The following is a 20,176-nucleotide window of genomic DNA, read 5'->3' on the forward strand; positions in this document are numbered from 1 at the left end:
CCGGATTTCAACAGATGGTTGACCTCTTCAACAACGAGTTGTAGCGTTCCGGCCAGTCGAACAGTGGAGGTCCGCTATGTCCCGTTCTCGTGCCGTGCAGGCGGGAATGTTGCTCGCGAGTGTCGCCGTGCTGGTGGCGGCTTGTGGTGGCGGTCCGGACGGTGCGGGCGGGACGTCGCAGGCCGCCGGGGCGCCCGCGTCCGGCATCCCGGACACCGCCGCGATCGTCCAGGGCGTGCAGAAGGACGCCCAGCTGAACGCGGGTTTGCCGGACACCGTCAAGCAGGCCGGCCTGCACCTGGCCTCGAACCTGCAGTCCGCGCCCAACAACTTCTACGCCGCCGACGGCAAGACCCCGATCGGCTACGAGGTCGACCTCGCCAAGGCGATCGCCGCCAAGCTCGGTGTCGCCGTCACCCACCAGGACATGGCGTTCGGCTCGCTGATCACCAGCCTCCAGTCCGGCCGCATCGACCTGACCATGGCCGGTATGAACGACACCAAGGCCCGCCAGGCGCAGATCGACTTCGTCGACTACTTCACCTCGGGCATCACGATCATGATCCGCAAGGGCAACCCGGACGGCATCACCGGCCCGGACACCCTGTGCGGCAAGAACGTCGCCGTCGTGCAGGGCACCAGCCACCAGAAGTTCGCCGAAGCGCAGAGCGCCAAGTGCACGCAGGCCGGCAAGCCCGCGGTCAATGTCACCGCGACCGACAGCGACAACCAGAACCAGAACCAGCTGCGCACCGGCCGCGTCGCCGCGATCCTCAACGACCTCCCGAGCGCCGTCTACATCTCGCGCACCGCGGGCGACGGCAAGTTCTTCGAGGTCGTCCCGGGTGAGCCCATCGAAGGCGGGCCGTACGGCATCGGCGTCAACAAGCAGAACACGCCGCTGCGGGACGCCGTGCAGAAGGCGCTGCAGGCCCTGATCGCCGACGGGACCTACGGCAAGATCCTGCAGGCCTGGGGCGTCGAGCAGGGTGCCATCGAAAAGGCCGCGGTCAATGGCGGCTCCTGAACCGCTCCCGATCGTCCGGCTCCGCCACTGGGGCCGGTGGGTCGCCGCCGCGATCATCCTCGCGCTGCTCGTCCTGCTGGGCATTGCCCTGGGTAACGCCCAGATCGCGTGGAACCAGGTGCCGGACTTCGTCTTCTACAAGGTGATGGCCACCGGCCTGCTCAACACCGTCGTGCTGGCGGTGCTGTCCCAGGCCGTCGCGATCGTGCTCGGCATCGTCATCGCCCTGCTGCGCCGCAGCGCCAACCCGGTCGCCCGGTGGTTCGCCGCCGGGTACATCTGGATCTTCCGCGGCCTGCCCGTGCTGCTGCAGATCCTCCTTTGGTACAACCTGGCGCTGGTCTTCCCGGTCATCGACATCCCGTTCCTCGTCCACGAGCAGACGAACGTGCTGATCAGCGCGTTCACCGCCGCGTTCCTCGGCTTGGCGCTCAACGAGAGCGCGTACATGGCCGAGATCGTCCGGGCCGGGCTGAACAGCGTCGACAGCGGACAGACCGAGGCGGCGAAGTCGATCGGCATGACGCCGGCCGCGACGCTGCGCCGGGTCGTGCTGCCGCAGGCCATGCGCGTGATCATCCCGCCCACCGGCAACGACTTCATCAACATGCTCAAGGGCACGTCGATGGCGTCGGTGATCGGCGTGACCGAGCTGATCCACGCGGCCAACAACATCTCGTCCAACAACCTGCTGGTGATGGAGACGCTGCTGGCCGCGGCCGTCTGGTACATGGTCGTGGTGACCGTCGCCGGCGTTGGCCAGCACTATCTGGAACGTGCCTTCGGGCAGGCCGATCGCGGGCCGCTCGCCCGGGCCGGCAAGGCGTTGCGCGGCGTGCCGCTGGTGAGGAGTGCCCGTGTCTGATCCACTGCTGCGCGCCGTCGGGGTCCGCAAGTCCTACGGCCACACCGAAGTCCTCGGCGGCATCGACCTGGAAGTCCACAAGGGACAGGTCGTCTGCCTGCTCGGCCCGTCCGGCGCCGGGAAGAGCACGTTCCTGCGCTGCATCAACCACCTCGAGACCATCGACGCCGGCCAGATCTGGGTCGACGGCGAGCCGATCGGCTTCCGGCAGCGCGGCGGCAAGCTGTACGAGCTGCGCGAACGCGACGTCGCCCGGCAGCGCCGGGACATCGGCATGGTGTTCCAGCGGTTCAACCTCTTCGCGCACCGGACGGCGCTGGAGAACGTCGTCGAGGGCCCGATCCGGGTGCTGGGCGTGAAACCGGACGAAGCCCGCAAGCAGGGGCTGGCGCTGCTCGACCGCGTCGGCCTCGCCCACCGCGCGGACGCGTACCCGGCGCAGCTGTCCGGCGGGCAGCAGCAACGGGTCGCGATCGCCCGGTCGCTGGCGATGAAACCGAAGCTGATGCTGTTCGACGAGCCGACGTCGGCGCTGGACCCGGAGCTGGTCGGGGAGGTGCTCGAGGTGATGAGTACGTTGGCGGGGGAGGGGATGACGATGGTCGTCGTGACGCACGAGATGAGCTTCGCCGCGGAGGCCGCCGACGAGGTGGTGTTCCTGGCCGACGGCGCCGTCGTCGAGACCGGGCCGCCGTCGGAGGTACTGAGCGCGCCGAAGCACGAGCGGACCCGGCAGTTCCTGGCGAGGATCCTCGCGTGACGCGGATTTCGCCCCGGTACCTGCTCCAGTTCGACGAGCCCGCCGGCTACCTCGACTTCGCCCGCTTCGGCCCGCCGTCGCACGCGGTGCTCGACACGACGGCCGCCCTGCTCGACCAGGCCACCACGGCCGGGCCGTCCACAGTGGACGAGCTGATGCGGCAGGAGATCCGGGCCAAGGCCGCCGCCGCGCGGCTGTCCGGCTCGGACACCGACCACACCGTCCTGCTGCCGAACACCAGCCTCGGGCTGTTCCAGGCCGCGTTCCACAGCACCGGCGAGGTGCTCGTGTCGGCCGCGGAATTCCCGGCCAACACGTATCCGTGGGCGCGTGCCGAACAGGCCGGACGGCTTCGTGTGCGGCGCCTGACCGGCGGTTACGTGACTCCCGAGCGCGTCGCCGAGGCGTTGACGCCGGAGATCACGACGGTCAGCGTCAGCGCGGTCGACTTCCGCACCGGCTTCCGCGCCGACCTCGCGGGCCTGCGTGACGTCGTCGGCGACCGCCTCCTGGTCGTCGACGGCATCCAGGGCTTCGGCGTGATCGAGGCGCCGTGGGAGGTCGCCGACGTCCTGGTCGTCGGCGGCCAGAAGTGGCTGCGCGCGGGCTGGGGGACCGGCTTCGCGGTGTTGTCCGACCGCGCGCTGGAGCGGATGGACCCGGTGCTGTCGGGCTGGACCGGAGCGCGCGACCCGGGCCTGTTCGACGACGAGATCCACCCGCCGGACGGCACCGCCCAGTCGTGGTCGATCTCGAACCTCAGCCCGATCACCTCCGGCGCGTTCGCCGAGGCCCTCGAGCTGGTCGAAGAGGCCGGCGTCGGTCCCATCGCGGCGCGGATCGCCGAGCGGCTGGGGGAGTTCGGAGAGGTGCTCGCCTCCTGCGGCGCCGAGGTCGTGTCGGCCGTCGACCGGCGCGCGGGCATCCTCGCGTTCACCCTGCCCGGCCACCCCGCCGAGCAGGTCGGGGCGGCGCTGGCCAACGCCGGCATCGCGGCGACCGTGCGTCCCGAGCACGTCCGGCTTTCACCGCACGCGTCCACCCCGGCGGCCGCCGCGGGCCTGTTGCGCTCGGCGTTGGAGACGTTGACCGCACCCCGGCAGCCGCTGGTCGTCCCGGCCGCGGGCGCGACGACGCACGAGGTGCTCACCGCCCTGGTGCCGGCCATCCCGGGGCTCGCGGCGATGCTCGGGCCGGGCAACGAGGTCCTGCTGCACGACCTGAGCCGGCTGCCGGATTCGATCATCGCCATCGCCGGCGACCTCACCGGCCGCAACGTCGGCGGCCCGATGACCGACCTGCTGCTCGGCCTGGTCCGCCGCGGCACCACCCAGGACCTGACGAACTACCGCACGCACGGCCCGGACGGCCGGCCGATCCGCTCCTCGACGCTGTTCCTGCGCGACGCCGACGGGGTCGCGGTCGGCTGCCTGTGCGTCAACAGCGTCGAGGAGGCCGCGTCCCCCGGCGGCGACGGTGAGCCGGAGACTTTCCCACCGGACGTCGACAGCCTGCAACGGTTCCTGGTGGACCGGGCGGTGACCAAGGCGGGGATCCCGGTGGACCTCATGAAGAAGCGGCACAAGGCGGCCGTGGTGCGGGAGCTCGACGAAGCCGGTTATTTCCTCATCAAGGACGCGGTCGACCACCTGGCCGGGCGCCTTGATGTCACCCGCTACACGATCTACAACTACCTCAACGAGATCCGCGCCTGATCGGCCCCTTGCCACCTGCGCTTTCCGGGCGGACCATGGCCCGCATGACCGAATCGGACACGCGGGCCCTGGTCCGGCTCGAAGCGGACGGCGAGGCGGACGCCGAGGAGTTCGACCTGCTGGCCAGCCGGCTGCGTGCCGAGCTGGGCGAACTGGACGTCGACCTGCTGGCGGTCCCGGGCGAGCTCCCCCCGGGCGCGAAGGGCGCCGACCCGGTGACGATCGGCTCGCTGATGGTGGCGTTCAGCGCCGCCGGCGGCGTGTTCCCGGGGCTCGTCGAGACGCTGCGCGAGTGGCTGGGCCGCCAGGCGGGCCGCCACAAGATCAAGGTGACGATCGACGGCGACACGGTCGAACTGGAGCGAGCGACGACGGCCGAGCGCCAGCAGCTGATCGACGCCTTCGTCCAGCGGCACGGCTAACCGCTATGCGCTGCTGATCGCAACCGAGACGGACGCGGACCCGGCCCTGCGGCGCTGACCGCCCCCGGCGGCGACGCGCGCGAGCCGGGGGCGTTGCTGAGCGAGCCGGAGCTGATCACTCCAAATAGGACTCCACGGCATCCGCGGCAAAGGAAACCCCGCCATGGCCACGGATCTCCGCCTTCAGCTCGGCCAGCCGCGAAGCCACCGAAGCCGACGAAGACACGTCCTCGACCGCCTCCCGCAGCGAAGAAGCCGTCACCGAATCGGCCGGCAGATGCCGCCCCACTCCGAGGGCCTCCAGCTGGGCGGCGTTCCCGAACTGGTCCGCCGCCTGCGGGATCGCCACCGTCGGGACGCCGAACCACAACGCTTCCGTCGCGCCGCCCATCCCGGCGTGCGTGATGAACGCCGACGCCGCTTCGAGCACCGCCAGCTGCGGCACGCTCTTGTGCACCTCCACCGAGCCGGGCAACGGCCCGAGTGCCGCCGGCGAGACGTGCTTCCCCAGCGAGATCACGACGTGCCAATCCGAAGCGAACGCCGAAACGCACGCCTGGTACACCGGAAGCTGGTCGTTGAACGCCGTCCCGAACGACACCAGCAGGACCCGCCGGCCCGACGCCGGCGGCGTCCACGACCGGTCGGCCAGCCGCGCGGGATCCAGGCAGGGTCCGACGAACCGGACATGCGGACCCACCCGGCCGGCTTCCGGCTGCATCGCGCGCGGGATCAGCGACAGGACCCGCGCCGGGTGCCCCAGCCACTTCCAGGGATCGGCCTGAACACCGTGGGACGAAAGCCATCGCGACAACGTGGCCGCGTAGTCCACACCCGACGGTGACGTCTTGATCGGCTCCATCACCGAAGCCATGTCCTCGTCGTAGCCCTCCCACGCCACCAGCGTCGGCGACAGCTGGACCGCGGGCACGCCGTAGCGCGCGCCCAGCAGCGGCGCACCCAGCCCGCCGATGTCGTACAGCACCAGGTCCGGCCGGTCGGTGTCGAACCGGGCCGTCAGCAGCGGGTGGACGGCGATGGCTTCGTCGAGGAAGACGCGCATCGCGTCGGCCGGGTCGTCCGGCCACACCGCCGCCTCGCCGAGCGGGAAGGTCGTCGGGTGCTCGACGACCTCGGCGCCCGTCGGCGCGACCAGCGAAGCCAGCGGCGCGCCGACGACGTAGGACACCCGGTGCCCGCGGCGGACCAGTTCGCTGAGCACGCCCAGCGACGGGTAGATGTGGCTCGGCGCGGTGCAGCCGACCATGACGATGTGTTTGCGCAGCATGGTGCTCCTTCAAAACGAAGAAAGAACAGACGGCGCGCAGGTGAAGGGACCCTCCCGGTCGGCGGGGAGTCCGGCGGTCACGCCGTCTCAGACGAGGCGGATCCGGGTGAAGGCGATCATGAAACCGACCGTACGGGATCCCGGATCGGCCGCGCCACCCGATTTCCACCTTTCGTAGGGCATTCGCGGTCATGCCGCCCCGGCGGACCCCGGCCGGGACTAGGGTTCTCCCGCCCGAAGACGCAGGGGAAAGGGAGAAAACAGTGAGACGTGCCGCAATCGCCGCGGTGGCCGCCGCCGCGGTGGCGTCCGCGCTCGTGGCCGCCCCGGCCGCGACCGCCGCGCCCGCCGCTCCGGCGGCGATCGCCTGGGGACCGTGCACCGATCCCACGCTGGTCGCCGCCGGTGCCGAATGCGGGTACCTCGGCGTGCCGCTCGACTACCGCAAGCCGGCCGGGGAGCAGGTCCAGCTCGCCGTCAGCCGCGTCAAGCACAAGGTTCCGGACGCGCAGTACCAGGGCGTCATGCTGACGAACCCCGGTGGCCCCGGCGGTTCCGGCCTGCTGCTGGCCACCCGCGGCCCGCGCGTACCCAACCACGCCGGTGACGCCTACGACTGGATCGGCTTCGACCCGCGCGGCGTCGGCGCCAGCAAGCCCGCGCTGAGCTGCGACCCGAACTACATGGACTACAACCGGCCGCAGTACGTGCCGTTCACCCCGCAGCTGGAGCGGACCTGGCTCGACCGGTCCAAGGGGTACGCCGAAGCCTGCGCGAAGAACAACTCGCGCGCGCTGCTGGAGAACATGAAGACGACCGACACGGTCAAGGACATGGACTCCATCCGCCAGGCGCTCGGCCAGAAGCAGCTGAACTTCTACGGCTACTCCTACGGCACCTACCTCGGCCAGGTGTACGGCTCGCTGTACCCGCAGAACGTCCGCCGGATGGTGCTCGACTCGACCGTCGACCCGCGCGAAGTCTGGTACGGCGCCAACCTCAACCAGGACGTCGCCTTCGACAAGAACATCCTCATCTGGTTCGGCTGGGTCGCCCAGCACGACGACGTCTACCACCTCGGCAAGACCCAGGCCGCCGTGCAGCGGGTCGTCAACGAGCAGCTGCTCAAGACGTCCTTCAACCCGGCCGGCGGCGTGATCGGGCCGGACGAGATCATCGACGTCATCCAGCAGGCCGGCTACTACCAGCTGCGCTGGACGCTGCTCGGCGACGCGCTGTCCCGGTTCGTCAACAAGGGTGACTGGCAGAACTGGAAGACGCTCTTCGAGGCCTTCGGCGGCCGCGGCGACGACAACGGCTACGCGGTGTACCTCGCCGTGCAGTGCACCGACGTCCAGTGGCCGCAGAGCTGGAACCAGTGGCAGCGCGACAACTGGCGGACCTTCGCCAAGGCGCCGTACTTCACCTGGCAGAACGCGTGGTTCAACGCGCCCTGCCTGTACTGGCCGGCGAAGGCCGGGAAGCCGGCCAAGGTCGACGGCCGGGGCGTCCAGAGCGTCCTGATGATCGACGAGACGCTCGACGCGGCGACGCCGTTCGAGGGCAGCCTCGAGGTCCGCAGCCGGTTCCCGGGCGCTTCGCTGATCTCGGAGCCGGGCGGCACCAGCCACGCGATCACCCCGCGCGGCAACGCCTGCGTCGACACCAAGATCGCGGACTACCTGGCGACGGGCGCGCTCCCGGCCCGCAAGCCGGGCCGCACGGCCGACGTCGAGTGCGCGCCGCTGCCGCAGCCGACGCCGCCGGCCCCGACGGCCGCCAAGTCCGACGTCGCGGCGACGCAGGGCCTGGTGGCCGGGCGATTTGCCGGCTGACCTGCGTAAACCCTGAGAAACGGGGTGCCGGGCACACTGCCCGGCACCCCGTTTTTTATGGGCTTCGCGTGCTTTCCGACGCCGGGGGCTTTGAGTTCGCGTGGACTTTGTGTTACAAAGTGCGCAGCAACTTTGCGATTCAAAGTCCAAGAAAGGAGGACGCCATGACTGGGGGACCGGCGTTCGCACTGCACGGCCTCACGAAGCGGTTCGGGCAGGTCACGGCGGTCGGCGGGGTGACCGTCGAGGTCGCGCGCGGCGAGGTCGTCGCGCTGCTCGGACCGAACGGCGCGGGCAAGTCGACCACCGTCGACATGCTGCTCGGCCTGACCAAGCCGGACGCGGGGGAGGTCACCGTCGCCGGTGGCAGCCCGCGCGAAGCCGTCGACCGGGGGCTCGTCGGCGCGATGATGCAGAACGGCGCGCTGCTGCCGGACGCCACGGTCGGCGAGATCGTCGGCCTGATCGTCTCGACGCACGAGAAGCCGCTGCCCGCCGAAGAGGTGATCGCCCGGGCGGGTCTCGAAAAGCTCGTCAAACGCCGCTGCGGCAAGCTGTCCGGCGGCGAACGGCAGCGCGTCCGGTTCGCGCTCGCGCTGGCCGGCGATCCGCAGCTGCTCGTGCTCGACGAGCCGACCGCGGCGATGGACGTCGACGGCAGGCGCGCGTTCTGGGCGGCCATCCGCGAGTTCGCCGCCGGCGGCCGGACCGTGCTGTTCGCGACCCACTACCTCGCCGAGGCCGAGGACTACGCCGACCGGGTCGTGCTGATGCGCCACGGCGTCGTCGTCGCCGACGGCCCGGTCGCCGAGGTCCGGGCCGCGGTGTCCGGCCGGGTGCTCAAGGCCGCCGTCCCGGGCGCCACCGAGGCCGAACTGGCGCACCTGCCGGGCGTCACCGGCGTCCAGCTGCGCGGTGGCCGCGCCGAGCTGGCCTGCGCCGACTCCGACGCGGCGATCCGCGCCCTGCTCGCGGCGCACCCGGCCGCGTCCGACATCGAAATCACCGCGCTCGGCCTCGAAGAGGCCTTCCTGGCGCTGACCGCCGAGGAGGTCGCCGCGTGAACACGACATACCTGAGCCTGGAGATCAAGCGGATCGTCCGGAGCCCGCAGTTCACCATCTTCACCATCGGCATGCCGGTGGCGATGTACCTGCTCTTCGGCGCGATCTTCGGCGACTACGTCCTGGACAACGGCCTGCATTCGAGCACCCAGACGATGATCGGCATGGCCGCGTACGGCGCGAGCGGCGGTGCGTTGTTCACCGGCACCCGGGTGGCGCAGGAACGCACGGACGGCTGGCAGCGGCAGCTGCGGCTCACGCCGATGCGCGGCTTCGGCTACCTGGCCGTCAAGGTCGCCTCGGCGATGGCCGTCGCCCTGCCGGTGCTGGTGGCGATCTTTTTCGTCGGCTTCCTGCGCGGGGAACCGCTCACCATGGCCGAGTGGGGCAGGCAGCTTGTCTTCCTGTGGGCGGCCACCCTCCCGTTCGCCGTCCTCGGCCTGGCGATCGGCCTGTTCGGCAAGGGTGACACGGTCGGCGCGGTCACCGGTGCCCTGATGATGCCGCTCGGCATGCTCGGCGGCCTGTGGATCCCCTTGGAGATCCTGCCTGGCTGGATGGCGACCGTGGCCCACTTCGTGCCCACCTACTGGCTGCGCCGGGTCGGTCTCGACCCGTTGGTCCACGCGCCGGGAACGTGGGTGGCCGTGCTGGTGCTCGCGGGCTGGCTGGTCGTGCCCGCACTGGTCGTGGTGCGCCGGTTCCGGCTGGACACGGCCCGGCTGTGAATGCGTGTTAGCTTCCGTGCAGTCGAGGGGTCTGCACGGACGGAGGGCGAACCAGGTGGATGACGAGCCGATGTCGGCCGAGGAATCGCTGAACCTGATCGCCCAGCAGAACCGGCGGACGCGCCGGGAACTGGGCGGGGGCCCGGCGCGGATGCTCGTCGCCTGGGCCTTCGCCTGGATCGTCGGGTGGGGCTTCACCTACGTCACGACGCTGCCCGGGGTCGCGGTGCCCCCGTGGGTCGCCGGCGGCGTCGTCGTCCCGCTGCTGTTCCTCGGCGCCGTCGGCTACTCGACCTTCACCAGCATCCGCACCGGCCGCGGGATCCGGGGGCCGTCCCGCACGGTCGGGGCGATGTACGGCTACGGCTGGGCGCTCGGCTCGATCGGGCTGATGGTCGTCGACATCCGGATCACGAGCTTCCAGGCGCTGTCCACGGACCAGGTGTCGCTGCTGTGGACCGGCACGTGGCTGCTGCTGACCGGCGTGATGTACCTGGCGGGCGGCATGGTGTGGCAGGACAAGCTGATGTACGGCCTCGGCGCGTGGATGATCGTGTCGGCCGCGCTGAGCGTGCTGGTCGGGTACCCGGCGAACTTCCTCGTGCTGACCGTCTGCGGGGGCGGCGGGTTCCTGCTCGGCGCGATCGTCTACTTCATCCGCGAGAAGACCGGCCGATGAGCGAACTGCCGCAGCTCGACCCGGTCATCCACGCCCAGGCGCGGCTGCGGGTCACGGTCGCGCTGGCCGGGCTGCGCTCGGGCGACCAGATCACCTTCCCGCGGCTGCAGCAGCTCCTGGACATGACGGCGGGCAACCTCTCGACGCACCTGCGCAAGCTCGAGGACGCCGAGTACGTCGAGATCACCAAGGCCTACGAGCACCGCACGCCGGTCACCCTGGTCCGGCTGACCGCGGCCGGCCGGGCGGCGTTCGAGAGCTACACCAAGGCGCTGCACCAGCTGCTGGACGCCACCGGCGGGGACTGACGTGGGCCGCTGGGTGATCCACCTCGACCTGGACGCCTTCTACGCGTCGGCCGAGCAGCTCACCCGCCCGACGCTGGCCGGGCGCCCGGTGCTCGTCGGCGGCCTCGGCCCGCGCGGGGTCGTCGCCGGCGCCAGCTACGAATCGCGGGCGTTCGGCATCAAGTCGGCGATGCCGATGGCCCAGGCGCGGCGGCTGCTGCCGGCGAACGGCGTGATCGTGCCGCCGCGGTTCCGCGTCTACGAGCGGCTCAGCCAGGAGGTCTTCGCCGTCGTCACCGAGGTGGCGCCGGTGCTGGAGAAGATCTCCCTCGACGAAGCCTTCGCCGAACCGCCGTCGCTGCTCGGTGCGTCCTTCGACGCGGTGACGGAGTTCTGCGCGCGGCTGCGGGCCCGGATCCGGGCGGAAACCGGCCTGGTGGCGTCGATCGGCGCGGGCAACGGCAAGCAGATCGCGAAGATCGCCTCCGACGAGGCCAAGCCGGACGGGCTGCTGGTGGTGCCGCAGGGCACCGAGCGGGAGTTCCTCGCCCCGCTGCCGGTGCGCGCGCTGTGGGGCATCGGCCCGGTCGCCGAGGGCAAGCTGCGGTTCATCGGCGTCCAGACGCTCGGCCAGCTGGCGGCACTGTCCGAACAGGACGCCGTGGCCACGCTCGGCGGCGTGGTCGGCCGCGACCTGCGGCGGCTCGCGACCGGCGCCGACGACCGCCCGGTGGCCGGCCGCGCCGAGACCAAGCAGGTCAGCGCCGAGACGACGTTCGACACCGACATCAAGGACCTCGCCTCCCTGAGAGTGGAGGTCCGCCGGATCGCCGTGGGCGCGCACCAGCGGCTGCTCAAGGCCGGCCGGGTGGCCCGGACGGTGGTGATCAAGCTGCGCCACACGGACATGCACACGGTCACCCGTTCGGAGACGATCTCCGCGCCCACGGACGACCTGGCCGAGCTGGCGGCGACGGCGGAGCGGCTCCTGATCGACCCGGCGGAGTTCGGCGGCATCCGGCTGGCGGGCGTGGCCTACAGCGGACTGTCGGTGCCCCACCAGGACGCGTTGTTCACCCTGGCCGCGCCCTCGGCGCCGTCGACGGTGGTGTCCACCGCCCCGGCGCCGGCCGCCGCACCGCCGTCGGAGTGGCGCCAGGGCGACGACGTGGTCCACGAGGAGTTCGGCACGGGCTGGGTCCAGGGCGCGGGCCACGGCCGGGTGACGGTCCGCTTCGAGCACCGGTCGTCGGGACCCGGCATCGCGCGAACGTTCCCCCAGTCGGACCCGGCCCTGACCCGCGGCGACCCCGGCGACTGCCTACGCTGACCGGTCGTGAGTGGTAAGGCGGGTTCTAACCCGCCTTACCACTCACGACCCCGCCGAGCAGCCTTGGAGCTTGGCGAGTTCCTGGCCCGCCAGCAGGAACGCGCCCACGCCGTACGCCGCGGTGTCCGTGGCCTTCGCCGTCGCCGGGCGGTCGCCGACCGGCTGGACGTATCCCACCTTGCCGTCGGACTGCAGGGACTTCGTCGACAGCGCCGTCCACGCCTTGTCGACCACTGGGCGGAAGCGGGCCGCGTCGAGAACGCCCGCGGTGATGCCCCAGCCGAGGCCGAAGGTGAAGAACGCCGTGCCGCTGGACTCCGGGCCGCCGTGGTCCCACGGGTTCAGCAGGTCCGAGTTCCAGAAGCCGTCACGGCGCTGGACCAAAGCCAGCGTGGCCGCCATCTTCTTGTACACGCGCAGGTACTCCGGCCGCCGCGGGTCGTCGGCCGGCAGCACCTGGAGCACCTTCGTCAACGCCGCCAGGGCCCAGCCGTTGCCGCGCGACCAGAACACGCCCGACCCCTTGAACCGCGCGTCGCGGTACCACAGGCCGGTGAACTCGTTGAACAGCTTGTGTTCCGAGGAACGGAACAGCTGATCCATGGCGTCCAGATAGGACGGATCGTGGTCGATCAGGCTCATCCGGGCGAACGACGGCATCGCCATGTTCAGCGCGTCGACGTAGTTCCAGTAATCGCGGTGACCGGCCTGCACGGACGCCACCTCGGCCTTGATCCGGGTGCGGATCGAGTCGAGCGGGATCTCCGGGTGGAAGTAGGTGTAGAGGTCCAGGTACGCCTCGCCGGCGGCCTGGTTGTCCGGGAAGAACGGCCGGTTCGGGTCCTCCGGCAGCAGGTACTTGTTGGCCTGCGCCCAGGGGTAGGTCTTGTGGTTGGACTGGCCGGTGGTCCGGACCAGGGCCAGGTTGCCGACGTGGAACGTCGCGTTCTGCCAGTCCGGCGCGTCGAGGTTCGTCCCGTTGGCGACCCAGTAGTTGCCCGCGGACACCATTTCGTCCGAAACGGCGCAGGAAGCGGCCGAAGCCACCGCCGGTGATGACAGCAACGCACCCGCCAACGCCGTGGCCGCGAGCACGCCGAAGCCGCGAATTCCCGGGAAACGCATGAAAGCGTCCTCCTCAGCTCATGGCGGCGGTCATCCGCAGCGAGTGAAGCGCGTCCCGGTAACCGTGTCAAGGTACCGATCAGCGGTACGCCGCAACGGTTTCCAGCAAACGGCGGCACGCGGATTCGGCGCCGTCGGCGTTCTTCGCCAGCACCAGCGTCAGCACCCGGGAATGCGCCACGAGCTCCATCGGCTCGCCGTGCGCCTTCAGCGCGGCGACCACGGGCACCTGCAGCTGCGCGATCAGTGTGTTCCCCGACGCCCGGAGCAGCGCCGCGTGGAACCGCGAATCGGCGTCCCGGAACGCTTCGCCGTCGCCTCGCTCGACCGCGTCGGCCATCTGCGCGTAGGCCGAGGCCATCGCCGAAAGCTCGTCGGGACGCCGGTGCCGCGCCGCGATCCGCGCCGCCTGCGGCTCGATGGCCAGCCGCAGTTCCAGCAGCTCGCGCAGGTGCTCGCGGCCGCCGGGACCGCCGACGCGCCAGGCGATGACGTCCGGGTCGATCGCGTCCCACGCCTCGGGTGGCAGCGTCCAGGTCCCGACCCGCGGCCGCGCGGTGACCATGCCCTTGGATTCGAGCACGCGCAACGCTTCGCGCACCACCGTGCGGGACGCGGAGAACCGGCGGCCGAGCTCCTCGGGGACGAGCGGCTGCCCGTCCCCGAGGACGCCTTCGACGATCAGCCGGCCCAGTTCGTCGACGATGCGTGCATGGAGGTTCCGCACCGCTACTCGGGCAGGCCGACGCGCCGCTCCCCGCTGCGCAGCTGCTGCAGCACGACCGCGATCACCAGCAGGGCACCGTGGGCGACGTTCTGCCAGAACGGGTTGATGCCCAGCCCGGACATGCCGTTGTCGAGCACGCCCAGGATGACCACCGCGAGCACGGTCGAAATGATCGACCCGCGCCCGCCCTTGAGCATCGTGCCGCCGAGCGCGGCGCCGGTGACGGCCTGCAGCTCCAGGCCTTCCGACCCGGACGTCGGCTGGCCGGACCCGGTGCGGGCGGTGATCAGCACGCCCGCGATCGCCGCGACCACGCCGACGAGGGCGTACACGCCGATGATGTACCGGTTGATGTTGATGCCGGCCAGCCTGGCGGCGGTGTCGTTGCCGCCGATGGCGTAGACGTTGCGGCCGATGTCGGTGTACTTGAGCAGGAAGTGCAGCAGCGCCGCGACGATCAGGAACACCCACACCAGCGACGGCAGGCCCGCGATCGCCCCCTTGGCCAGGAAGATGAACAGGTCGTCGCCGCCGGTGTAGCCCTGTGCCTTGCCGTTCGAGATGACCTGCGCGATGCCCTTGTAGGTGGCGAGCATGGCCAGCGTCGCGACCACCGGGTTGACCCGGCCGAAGATGATGATCATGCCGTTGACCAGGCCGCACAGGATGCCGACGCCGACCGCGGCGAGGATGCCGACCTCGGCGTTGCCGGTCGAGGTGAACACCATCGCCGAGATGACCGAGGCGAGCCCGGCCATCGAGCCGACCGAGATGTCCAGCGCGCCCAGGATGATCACCAGGGTCTGCACCAGCGCGAGCAGCCCCATGATGGTGATCGCGCTGCCGATCAGCAGCAGGTTGTTGGTGCGGAAGAAGTTCTCGTTCAGCACGCTCAGCAGGATCACCAGCGCGATCAGCGTGATGATCAGGCTCGAGTTCTGCACGCCGATGCCGGTCAGGACCCGGCGTGCGGTGCTCGGCTGCGGCGGTGCTGCAGGGGCCGACGTTTCCTTGGTGGGGGTGCTCATGCGCCGATCTCCTGGGCTTCGTCCACGGCTGGTTCGGTTTCGGGGATGGCGAGGGTCAGCACGGCTTCCTCGGTCGCGTCTTCACGGCTGATCTCGCCCGCGAGCCGCCCGGCCCGCATGACGAGGATGCGGTCGGCCAGCGTCAGCACCTCCGGCAGGTCGGAGGAGATGACCAGCAGCGCGATGCCTTCGGCGGCGAGGCCGTCGATGATCCGGTAGATCTCGGCCTTCGCGCCGACGTCGACCCCGCGCGTCGGCTCGTCGAGGATCAGCAGCTTCGGCCGCCGCGCGAGCCACCGCGCGAGGACGGCCTTCTGCTGGTTGCCGCCGGAAAGCTTGCGGACTTCCTGCTCCATCGACGGCGTCCGCACGCGAAGCTCGCGTACGTACTCCTCGACGAGCGCGCGTTCCTTCGCCCGCTTCACGACCCGGAAGCGGCGAAGCCGGTCCAGGACGGCGATGGAGACGTTGTCGCGTACGGACCGCTGCATGAGCAACGCGTCCGTCTTGCGCTCTTCGGGCGCGAACCCGATGCCCGCTTTGACGGCGTCACCCGGGTTGTGCGCGCGCAGCCGCTTGCCGGCGAGCTCCACGGTCCCGGACCGGATCGGCAGGTCGCCGACGATCGCGCGGGCCAGCTCGGAGCGTCCCGCGCCGACCAGCCCGGCCAGGCAGACGACCTCGCCCGCGCGGACCTGCAACGAGATGCCGGTGACGTCGTCGGTCGTGACGTCGGCCAGTTTCAGGACCACGTCGCCGGTGTCCTGGGTGACGCGGCGTTCCAGCGCCGACAGGTCGCGGCCGATCATCATCCGGACCAGGCCGGCCTCGTCGGTCTCCGCGGCCTGCTGGACGCCGACCAGTTTCCCGTCGCGCAGCACCGCGACGCGGTCGGCGAGCTGGAAGATCTCCTTCATCCGGTGCGAGACGTAGACGACCGCGACGCCGCTGTCGCGCAGCCGGCCGATCAGCCGGAACAGCGCCTCGACTTCGTGTTCCGACAGCGACGACGTCGGCTCGTCGAACGCGATCACCTTCGGCGGGGTGGCCGCGGTGAGGACCCGGAGGATCTCGACGATCTGCCGCTGCGCGGCCGACAGCGCGACCCCGAGCGTCGCCGGGTCGAGCACGCCTTCGAAGCCGTACTCGGCGAGCGCGTCCTGGGTGGCCTTGGTGAGCGTGCGGCGGCTGAACACCCGGGCCTTCGCGGGCAGCTCGCCGACGAAGACGTTCTCCGCCACGGAAACGTGCGGGATGATCTCGGGTTCCTGGTAGATCACGCGCACCCCGGCGGCCATCGCCGCGCGCGGGGTGTCGAACGTGACCTCGGTGCCGTCCAGGAGCAGCCGGCCCTCGTCCGGGCCCTGGTCACCGGACAGCACGCGCAGGAGCGTCGACTTGCCGGCGCCGTTCTCGCCCATCAGGGCCAGGACTTCGCCGGAGCGGAACTCCAGCGAGACGTCGTCGAGGGCGGTGACACCGGAGAAGCGCTTGCCGATGCCCTCGACGGCGAGTGCGGGAGAAGAGCTGGACATGGTCGCCTTCCGTACGGCGGTCGTGAGTGGTATGGCGGGTTAGAACCCGCCTTACCACTCACGAGGGTTGTGGGTCAGGTGCAGTTGACGCCGGCCTGCTTGGAGTTGTCCTTGTTGACGATCGTGGTCTTGGCGATCGTCTCCGCGGGCAGCTCCTTGCCGTTCTTCACCTTGTCGACCAGCACCTGGATCGCCGAGCGGCCGACCTCGGCGCCGGAGATGTAGAGCGCGGCCTTGTTGCCGGTGTCCTTGTTCGCCGCCCAGTCCTTGCAGGTGAGGTACGCGCCGAGCCCGACGCCGATGATGTTGTTCGCCTGGACGCCGGAGTTGGCCAGCGCGGTCACGACGCCGGTTTCGTTCTCGTCGTTGCAGCCCCACACGACCCAGTGCTTGACGCCCGGGTTGGAGCCGATCACCGCGCCGGAGCGGTTCTGCGCGTCGACGGGGGAGTTGTCGGTGCCGACGTCGATGACCTGGACGTCGGCGCCCGCGGCCTTGGCGAACGCCGACTTCGCCGCGTTGACGCGGTCGGTGCAGACGGTCAGGTCCTGCTTGTACGCGCTGATGATCTTGGTGTCGGCGGCGGCCCAGCCCGCGGCCTTGAACAGCTTCCCGGCCTCGGTGCCGACCGAGTCGCCCATCTGGCTGCCGTTGAAGCCGACGAACGGGGCCTTCGCGCCGGTGCCGTCCTTGATGACGTCGTCGGAGGCGATCAGCGGGATGCCCGCGCTCTTGGCCTTGTCGATCACCTGCGGGCCGATCGCCTGGTCCGGGACGACGATGGCGACGCCGTTGGCGCCCTGCGCGACCGCGGCGTCCAGTTCGGTGATCGCCTTGTTGGCGTCTTGGCCGAGGTTGACGACCTTGAGCTCGACGCCGAGCTCCTTGGCCTTCTCCTGCGCGCCCTGCGCCTGCTCGACGAAGTACTGCTGGTCGCCCTGTTTCTGCAGGTAGTACAGGGTGACCTTGCCGTTCGCAGGCGCCTGCTGCTGTGGTGCCGCGGTGTCTTTGCCCGAAGAGCAGGAGGCCAGCAGAGCGCCGGAAATCAAACAACAACCAACAACGCTCCAGGTACGAAACCTGTGCGGGTATGTGGACATCGAGTGCTCCCATGAGGGCCGAGGTCGGGTGGGTCTGGTCGAGTTCGCGAAGTGACTCGTATTACAAAACACCCGTTCGAGGAGCGTCAAGGCGGAGTTAGCGGAGTGAGACCTACTCTCGGTAGTTTCTTGATCACCCACCCGAGGGTCATTTATCGTATTTTTTCCACTCTGGGCTGCGCGTTGTCCGGTTTTGTCTCGTGGCGATGTTCTGATCGGTGTTGTCGACTGTGGTGGAAGTTTCACGCGACCGGGCACGCCGTCTCTGCCGGATATGCCCGGCTGGCAGGATGGCCGGACCACGTTAGGGGGACCGATGACGAAGCACCGCGTCGCCGCGCTCGCCGGGGTTGCTCTCCTGGCCGCGGCCTGCAGCGGCCCGCCGCCGCAACAGGGGCCGGCGCCGACGCCCTTTCCCGAGACGGCCGCTTCTTCCGCGGGAGCCGCCGCTCCCGAGGGCTCGTTCAGCGTCGTCGCCACCGGGGACGTCCTGATCCACCCGGCGCTGACCGAGCAGGCCGAGGCCGACGGCGGCGGGAAGATCGACTACCGGCCGCTGCTGGCCGGGATCAAGCCGCTGATCTCCGGCGCCGACCTCGGGATCTGCCACCTCGAGACGCCGCTGGCGCCGGAGGGCGGGCCGTACAGCGGGTACCCGTCCTTCAGCGCGCCGCCGGAGATCGCCGACGCGATCAAGGACACCGGCTACGACACCTGCTCGACGTCGTCCAACCACACGATCGACCAGGGCGCCGAGGGCGTCACCCGGACTTTGGACAAGCTCGACGACGTCGGCGTCAAGCACACCGGCTCGGCGCGGTCGGCCGCCGAGGCCGCGAAGCCGCTGATCCTCGACGTCCACGGCGTCAAGGTCGCCCAGGTGTCGTACGCGTTCGGCTTCAACGGCATCAAGGTGCCCGCCGGGAAACCGTGGCTGGCCAACCAGATCGACGTCGACGACGTCCTGGCGGCGGCTCGGAAGGCTCGCCAGGCCGGAGCGCAGGTCGTGATCGCGAGCCTGCACTGGGGCGTTGAGTACCAGCACGAGCCGACGGCCGAACAGCGGTCGCAGGCCAAGAAGATCCTGGCGTCGGACGACGTCGACCTGATCGTCGGCCACCACGCCCACGTGGTCCAGCCGTTCGAGAAGATCGGCGGCAAGTGGGTGGCCTACGGGCTCGGCAACAGCGTCGCCCGCCACTCCGAGCCACGCGGGGACACCGAGGAAGGCGCGGCGGCCCGCTTCCGCTTCGTCCGCGACGGCGACCGCTGGAAGGTCGACAAGGCCGAGTACATCCCCACCCTGATCAAGCTGGACACCCCCATCCGCCTGGTCGACTTGTCGACTTCGCCCGCGTCCCCGCAGGTCACCAAGGCCCTCCAGGACACGGACAAGAACATCCTGAGCCTGGGAGCAGACAAATCCGGCCTAACCCGCCCCAGCCAGTAACCCCTGGCTCGCGTACCCAAAGGGTCGGTTCGCGTACCTGGAGGGTCGGATGGTGAACCGACTGTCCAGGTACGCGAACCGACTGTCCAGGTACGCGAGTTCGCCGTTCCGGTACGGGGTTCAGTGGGTGCGGGTGGTGATGAGGCGGGCCAGGGTGGCCAGTTCGGCGGTGGCGCGGGTGGGTGGGCCGGTCGCGGTGAGGTCGCGCAAGGCCTTGGCCAGCAACGCCTCCGCCTGGGCCTGGCTCCACTGGCGTCCGCCCGCGGCCTCGACGAGGGAAGCCGCGCGGGCCAGCGCGGGCTGGTCCAGGGGCTTGTGCCCGGCGTAGAGCTTGGCGAGGTCCGCGCCGGCGGGGGTGCCCGAACACAGGGCCGTCACCACCGGCAGTGACTTCTTGCGGTTCTGGAGGTCCGAGTACACCGGCTTGCCGGTGACGACCGGGTCGCCCCAGATGCCGAGCAGGTCGTCGACGTGCTGGAACGCCAGGCCCACCGCCCGGCCGAACGCACCGAAGTGGTCCGCGCCGGGCGTTCCGAAGGCCGCGCCGAGCGTGCAGGCCGCGCCCAGCAGGGCCGCCGTCTTGCCCTCCGCCATCCGGACGCACTCGCCGGGGGTGACGTCGTCGCGTTGCTCGAAGTCCAGGTCCGCGGCCTGTCCCTCGAGCAGGGCCAGCGTCGCCGCCGACAGCACCTTCGCGTTCGCCGCCCCGCTCGGGGCCAGCACCTCGAACGCCAGGCTCAGCAACGCGTCCCCGGCCAGCACCGCCGGCCCGGTGCCGAACACCGTCCACGCCGTCGCGCGGTGCCGCCGGGTGGTGTCGCCGTCCATGATGTCGTCGTGCAGCAGCGAGAAGTTGTGCACCAGCTCGACCGCGACGGCGGCGGGCACGGCGTCGGCCGCCTCCCCGCCCGCGGCTTCCGCGCACAGCAGCACCAACGCCGGCCGCAGCGCCTTGCCGCCGTCGGTGGCGGCCGGCCGGCCGTCGGCGTCCTGCCAGCCGAAGTGGTAGGCGGCGATCCGCCGCATCGTCTCCGGCAGCCGCTCGGCGGCCGCCCGCAGCGCCGGGTCGACGAGCCCCTTGCTCCACGCGAGGACGTCGGCGAGCGGCCGGGCCGCGGTGCGCGTGTTCATGGTGGTCATCAGCGACCGACCTGGACGTCGTCGAGGGTGCCGAGGGCGTCGGGGACGAGGACGGCGGCGGAGTGGTAGGC

20 protein-coding genes are annotated in these 20,176 nt (G+C 70.6%); 12 read left to right on the top strand and 8 right to left on the bottom strand.

From position 1 onward, the window contains the following. Positions 1-76 precede the first annotated feature (76 nt). The 5 genes from C2L58_RS02955 to C2L58_RS02975 are packed head-to-tail and all read left to right on the top strand — an operon-like array spanning position 77 to position 4,789. On the top strand, positions 77-1,027 hold the full coding sequence (locus tag C2L58_RS02955; protein ID WP_103335609.1) for an ABC transporter substrate-binding protein: 951 nt from the start codon (positions 77-79) through the stop codon (positions 1,025-1,027). Next, positions 1,014-1,892: an amino acid ABC transporter permease gene (locus C2L58_RS02960; RefSeq protein ID WP_103335610.1), complete on the top strand. Its 879-nt coding sequence runs from the start codon at positions 1,014-1,016 to the stop codon at positions 1,890-1,892. Before C2L58_RS02955 ends, C2L58_RS02960 begins: the two co-directional genes overlap by 14 nt. After that, entirely contained in the window at positions 1,885-2,652 is a 768-nt protein-coding gene (locus C2L58_RS02965) for an amino acid ABC transporter ATP-binding protein (RefSeq protein ID WP_103335612.1), read from the top strand. The genes C2L58_RS02960 and C2L58_RS02965 overlap by 8 nt, the downstream gene beginning before the upstream one ends. Continuing rightward, positions 2,649-4,367 carry an aminotransferase class V-fold PLP-dependent enzyme gene (locus tag C2L58_RS02970; protein ID WP_103335614.1) on the top strand — a complete coding sequence of 573 codons (1,719 nt, stop codon included), beginning with the start codon at positions 2,649-2,651 and terminating at the stop codon, positions 4,365-4,367. Before C2L58_RS02965 ends, C2L58_RS02970 begins: the two co-directional genes overlap by 4 nt. Before the next feature lie 44 nt (positions 4,368-4,411). Next, positions 4,412-4,789 (top strand): effector-associated constant component EACC1, encoded by a 378-nt coding sequence (locus C2L58_RS02975; protein ID WP_103335615.1) that lies wholly within the window; start codon positions 4,412-4,414, stop codon positions 4,787-4,789. A 115-nt stretch (positions 4,790-4,904) separates the two neighbouring features. On the opposite strand, the gene C2L58_RS02980 is transcribed toward C2L58_RS02975, so the two are convergent. Next, positions 4,905-6,077, bottom strand: a complete 1,173-nt coding sequence (locus C2L58_RS02980) for a macrolide family glycosyltransferase (protein ID WP_103335617.1) — start codon at positions 6,075-6,077, stop codon at positions 4,905-4,907. Positions 6,078-6,340: 263 nt separating this feature from the next. Between C2L58_RS02980 and C2L58_RS02985 the strand changes: the two genes are divergently transcribed. The 6 genes from C2L58_RS02985 to C2L58_RS03010 all read left to right on the top strand — a co-directional run bounded on the left by C2L58_RS02985 (position 6,341) and on the right by C2L58_RS03010 (position 12,000). Then, positions 6,341-7,912: an alpha/beta hydrolase gene (locus C2L58_RS02985; protein ID WP_233225520.1), complete on the top strand. Its 1,572-nt coding sequence runs from the start codon at positions 6,341-6,343 to the stop codon at positions 7,910-7,912. A 164-nt stretch (positions 7,913-8,076) separates the two neighbouring features. Continuing rightward, positions 8,077-8,976, top strand: a complete 900-nt coding sequence (locus tag C2L58_RS02990; protein ID WP_103335620.1) for an ABC transporter ATP-binding protein — start codon at positions 8,077-8,079, stop codon at positions 8,974-8,976. After that, positions 8,973-9,704 carry an ABC transporter permease gene (locus tag C2L58_RS02995; protein ID WP_103335621.1) on the top strand — a complete coding sequence of 244 codons (732 nt, stop codon included), beginning with the start codon at positions 8,973-8,975 and terminating at the stop codon, positions 9,702-9,704. The genes C2L58_RS02990 and C2L58_RS02995 overlap by 4 nt, the downstream gene beginning before the upstream one ends. Before the next feature lie 55 nt (positions 9,705-9,759). Continuing rightward, entirely contained in the window at positions 9,760-10,383 is a 624-nt protein-coding gene (locus tag C2L58_RS03000) for a hypothetical protein (RefSeq protein WP_103335623.1), read from the top strand. Beyond that, entirely contained in the window at positions 10,380-10,691 is a 312-nt protein-coding gene (locus C2L58_RS03005; protein WP_103335624.1) for a winged helix-turn-helix domain-containing protein, read from the top strand. Before C2L58_RS03000 ends, C2L58_RS03005 begins: the two co-directional genes overlap by 4 nt. A 1-nt stretch (position 10,692) precedes the next feature. After that, positions 10,693-12,000, top strand: coding sequence for a DNA polymerase IV (locus C2L58_RS03010; protein ID WP_103335626.1), 1,308 nt, complete (start codon positions 10,693-10,695; stop codon positions 11,998-12,000). A 42-nt stretch (positions 12,001-12,042) separates the two neighbouring features. Here C2L58_RS03010 and C2L58_RS03015 read toward each other — a convergent pair whose 3' ends face one another. The 5 genes from C2L58_RS03015 to C2L58_RS03035 form a co-directional block, all read right to left on the bottom strand. Beyond that, on the bottom strand, positions 12,043-13,125 hold the full coding sequence (locus C2L58_RS03015) for a glycoside hydrolase family 88 protein (protein WP_103335627.1): 1,083 nt from the start codon (positions 13,123-13,125) through the stop codon (positions 12,043-12,045). A gap of 79 nt (positions 13,126-13,204) precedes the next feature. Then, entirely contained in the window at positions 13,205-13,852 is a 648-nt protein-coding gene (locus tag C2L58_RS03020; protein ID WP_103335629.1) for a FadR/GntR family transcriptional regulator, read from the bottom strand. Positions 13,853-13,854: 2 nt separating this feature from the next. Then, the gene (locus C2L58_RS03025; RefSeq protein ID WP_103335631.1) at positions 13,855-14,880 is read right to left on the bottom strand and encodes an ABC transporter permease; all 1,026 of its coding nucleotides are present in this window, start codon (positions 14,878-14,880) and stop codon (positions 13,855-13,857) included. Continuing rightward, a complete protein-coding gene (locus tag C2L58_RS03030; RefSeq protein WP_103335633.1) occupies positions 14,877-16,415 on the bottom strand; it encodes a sugar ABC transporter ATP-binding protein in 1,539 nt (512 codons plus the stop codon). Before C2L58_RS03030 ends, C2L58_RS03025 begins: the two co-directional genes overlap by 4 nt. A gap of 74 nt (positions 16,416-16,489) precedes the next feature. After that, positions 16,490-17,464 carry a substrate-binding domain-containing protein gene (locus tag C2L58_RS03035; RefSeq protein WP_103335634.1) on the bottom strand — a complete coding sequence of 325 codons (975 nt, stop codon included), beginning with the start codon at positions 17,462-17,464 and terminating at the stop codon, positions 16,490-16,492. A gap of 367 nt (positions 17,465-17,831) precedes the next feature. On the opposite strand from C2L58_RS03035, the gene C2L58_RS03040 reads away from it, so the two are divergent. Next, a complete protein-coding gene (locus tag C2L58_RS03040) occupies positions 17,832-18,965 on the top strand; it encodes a CapA family protein (protein ID WP_103335636.1) in 1,134 nt (377 codons plus the stop codon). Positions 18,966-19,085: 120 nt separating this feature from the next. On the opposite strand, the gene C2L58_RS03045 is transcribed toward C2L58_RS03040, so the two are convergent. Together C2L58_RS03045 and C2L58_RS51440 are read right to left on the bottom strand one after the other, a co-directional pair. After that, positions 19,086-20,105 (bottom strand): family 2 encapsulin nanocompartment cargo protein polyprenyl transferase, encoded by a 1,020-nt coding sequence (locus C2L58_RS03045; RefSeq protein WP_103335637.1) that lies wholly within the window; start codon positions 20,103-20,105, stop codon positions 19,086-19,088. Further along, positions 20,105-20,176: hypothetical protein (locus C2L58_RS51440; protein ID WP_369903980.1), on the bottom strand; the 72-nt coding region annotated here is incomplete at its 5' end. The genes C2L58_RS51440 and C2L58_RS03045, both read right to left, overlap by 1 nt.

Source organism: Amycolatopsis sp. CA-126428, assembly GCF_002904335.1.
In the GTDB taxonomy this organism is placed as follows: domain Bacteria; phylum Actinomycetota; class Actinomycetes; order Mycobacteriales; family Pseudonocardiaceae; genus Amycolatopsis.

Excerpts from the sequence above, each read along its gene's own strand:
- C2L58_RS03005 (WP_103335624.1), top strand. The coding sequence starts at position 10,380 with ATGAGCGAACTGCCGCAGCTCGACCCGGTCATCCACGCCCAGGCGCGG.
- C2L58_RS03040 (WP_103335636.1), top strand. The coding sequence starts at position 17,832 with ATGACGAAGCACCGCGTCGCCGCGCTCGCCGGGGTTGCTCTCCTGGCC.
- C2L58_RS03025 (WP_103335631.1), bottom strand. The coding sequence starts at position 14,880 with ATGAGCACCCCCACCAAGGAAACGTCGGCCCCTGCAGCACCGCCGCAG.
- C2L58_RS03045 (WP_103335637.1), bottom strand. The coding sequence starts at position 20,105 with ATGACCACCATGAACACGCGCACCGCGGCCCGGCCGCTCGCCGACGTC.
- C2L58_RS02960 (WP_103335610.1), top strand. The coding sequence starts at position 1,014 with ATGGCGGCTCCTGAACCGCTCCCGATCGTCCGGCTCCGCCACTGGGGC.
- C2L58_RS03030 (WP_103335633.1), bottom strand. The coding sequence starts at position 16,415 with ATGTCCAGCTCTTCTCCCGCACTCGCCGTCGAGGGCATCGGCAAGCGC.
- C2L58_RS02955 (WP_103335609.1), top strand. The coding sequence starts at position 77 with ATGTCCCGTTCTCGTGCCGTGCAGGCGGGAATGTTGCTCGCGAGTGTC.
- C2L58_RS03015 (WP_103335627.1), bottom strand. The coding sequence starts at position 13,125 with ATGCGTTTCCCGGGAATTCGCGGCTTCGGCGTGCTCGCGGCCACGGCG.
- C2L58_RS02975 (WP_103335615.1), top strand. The coding sequence starts at position 4,412 with ATGACCGAATCGGACACGCGGGCCCTGGTCCGGCTCGAAGCGGACGGC.
- C2L58_RS02980 (WP_103335617.1), bottom strand. The coding sequence starts at position 6,077 with ATGCTGCGCAAACACATCGTCATGGTCGGCTGCACCGCGCCGAGCCAC.
- C2L58_RS02990 (WP_103335620.1), top strand. The coding sequence starts at position 8,077 with ATGACTGGGGGACCGGCGTTCGCACTGCACGGCCTCACGAAGCGGTTC.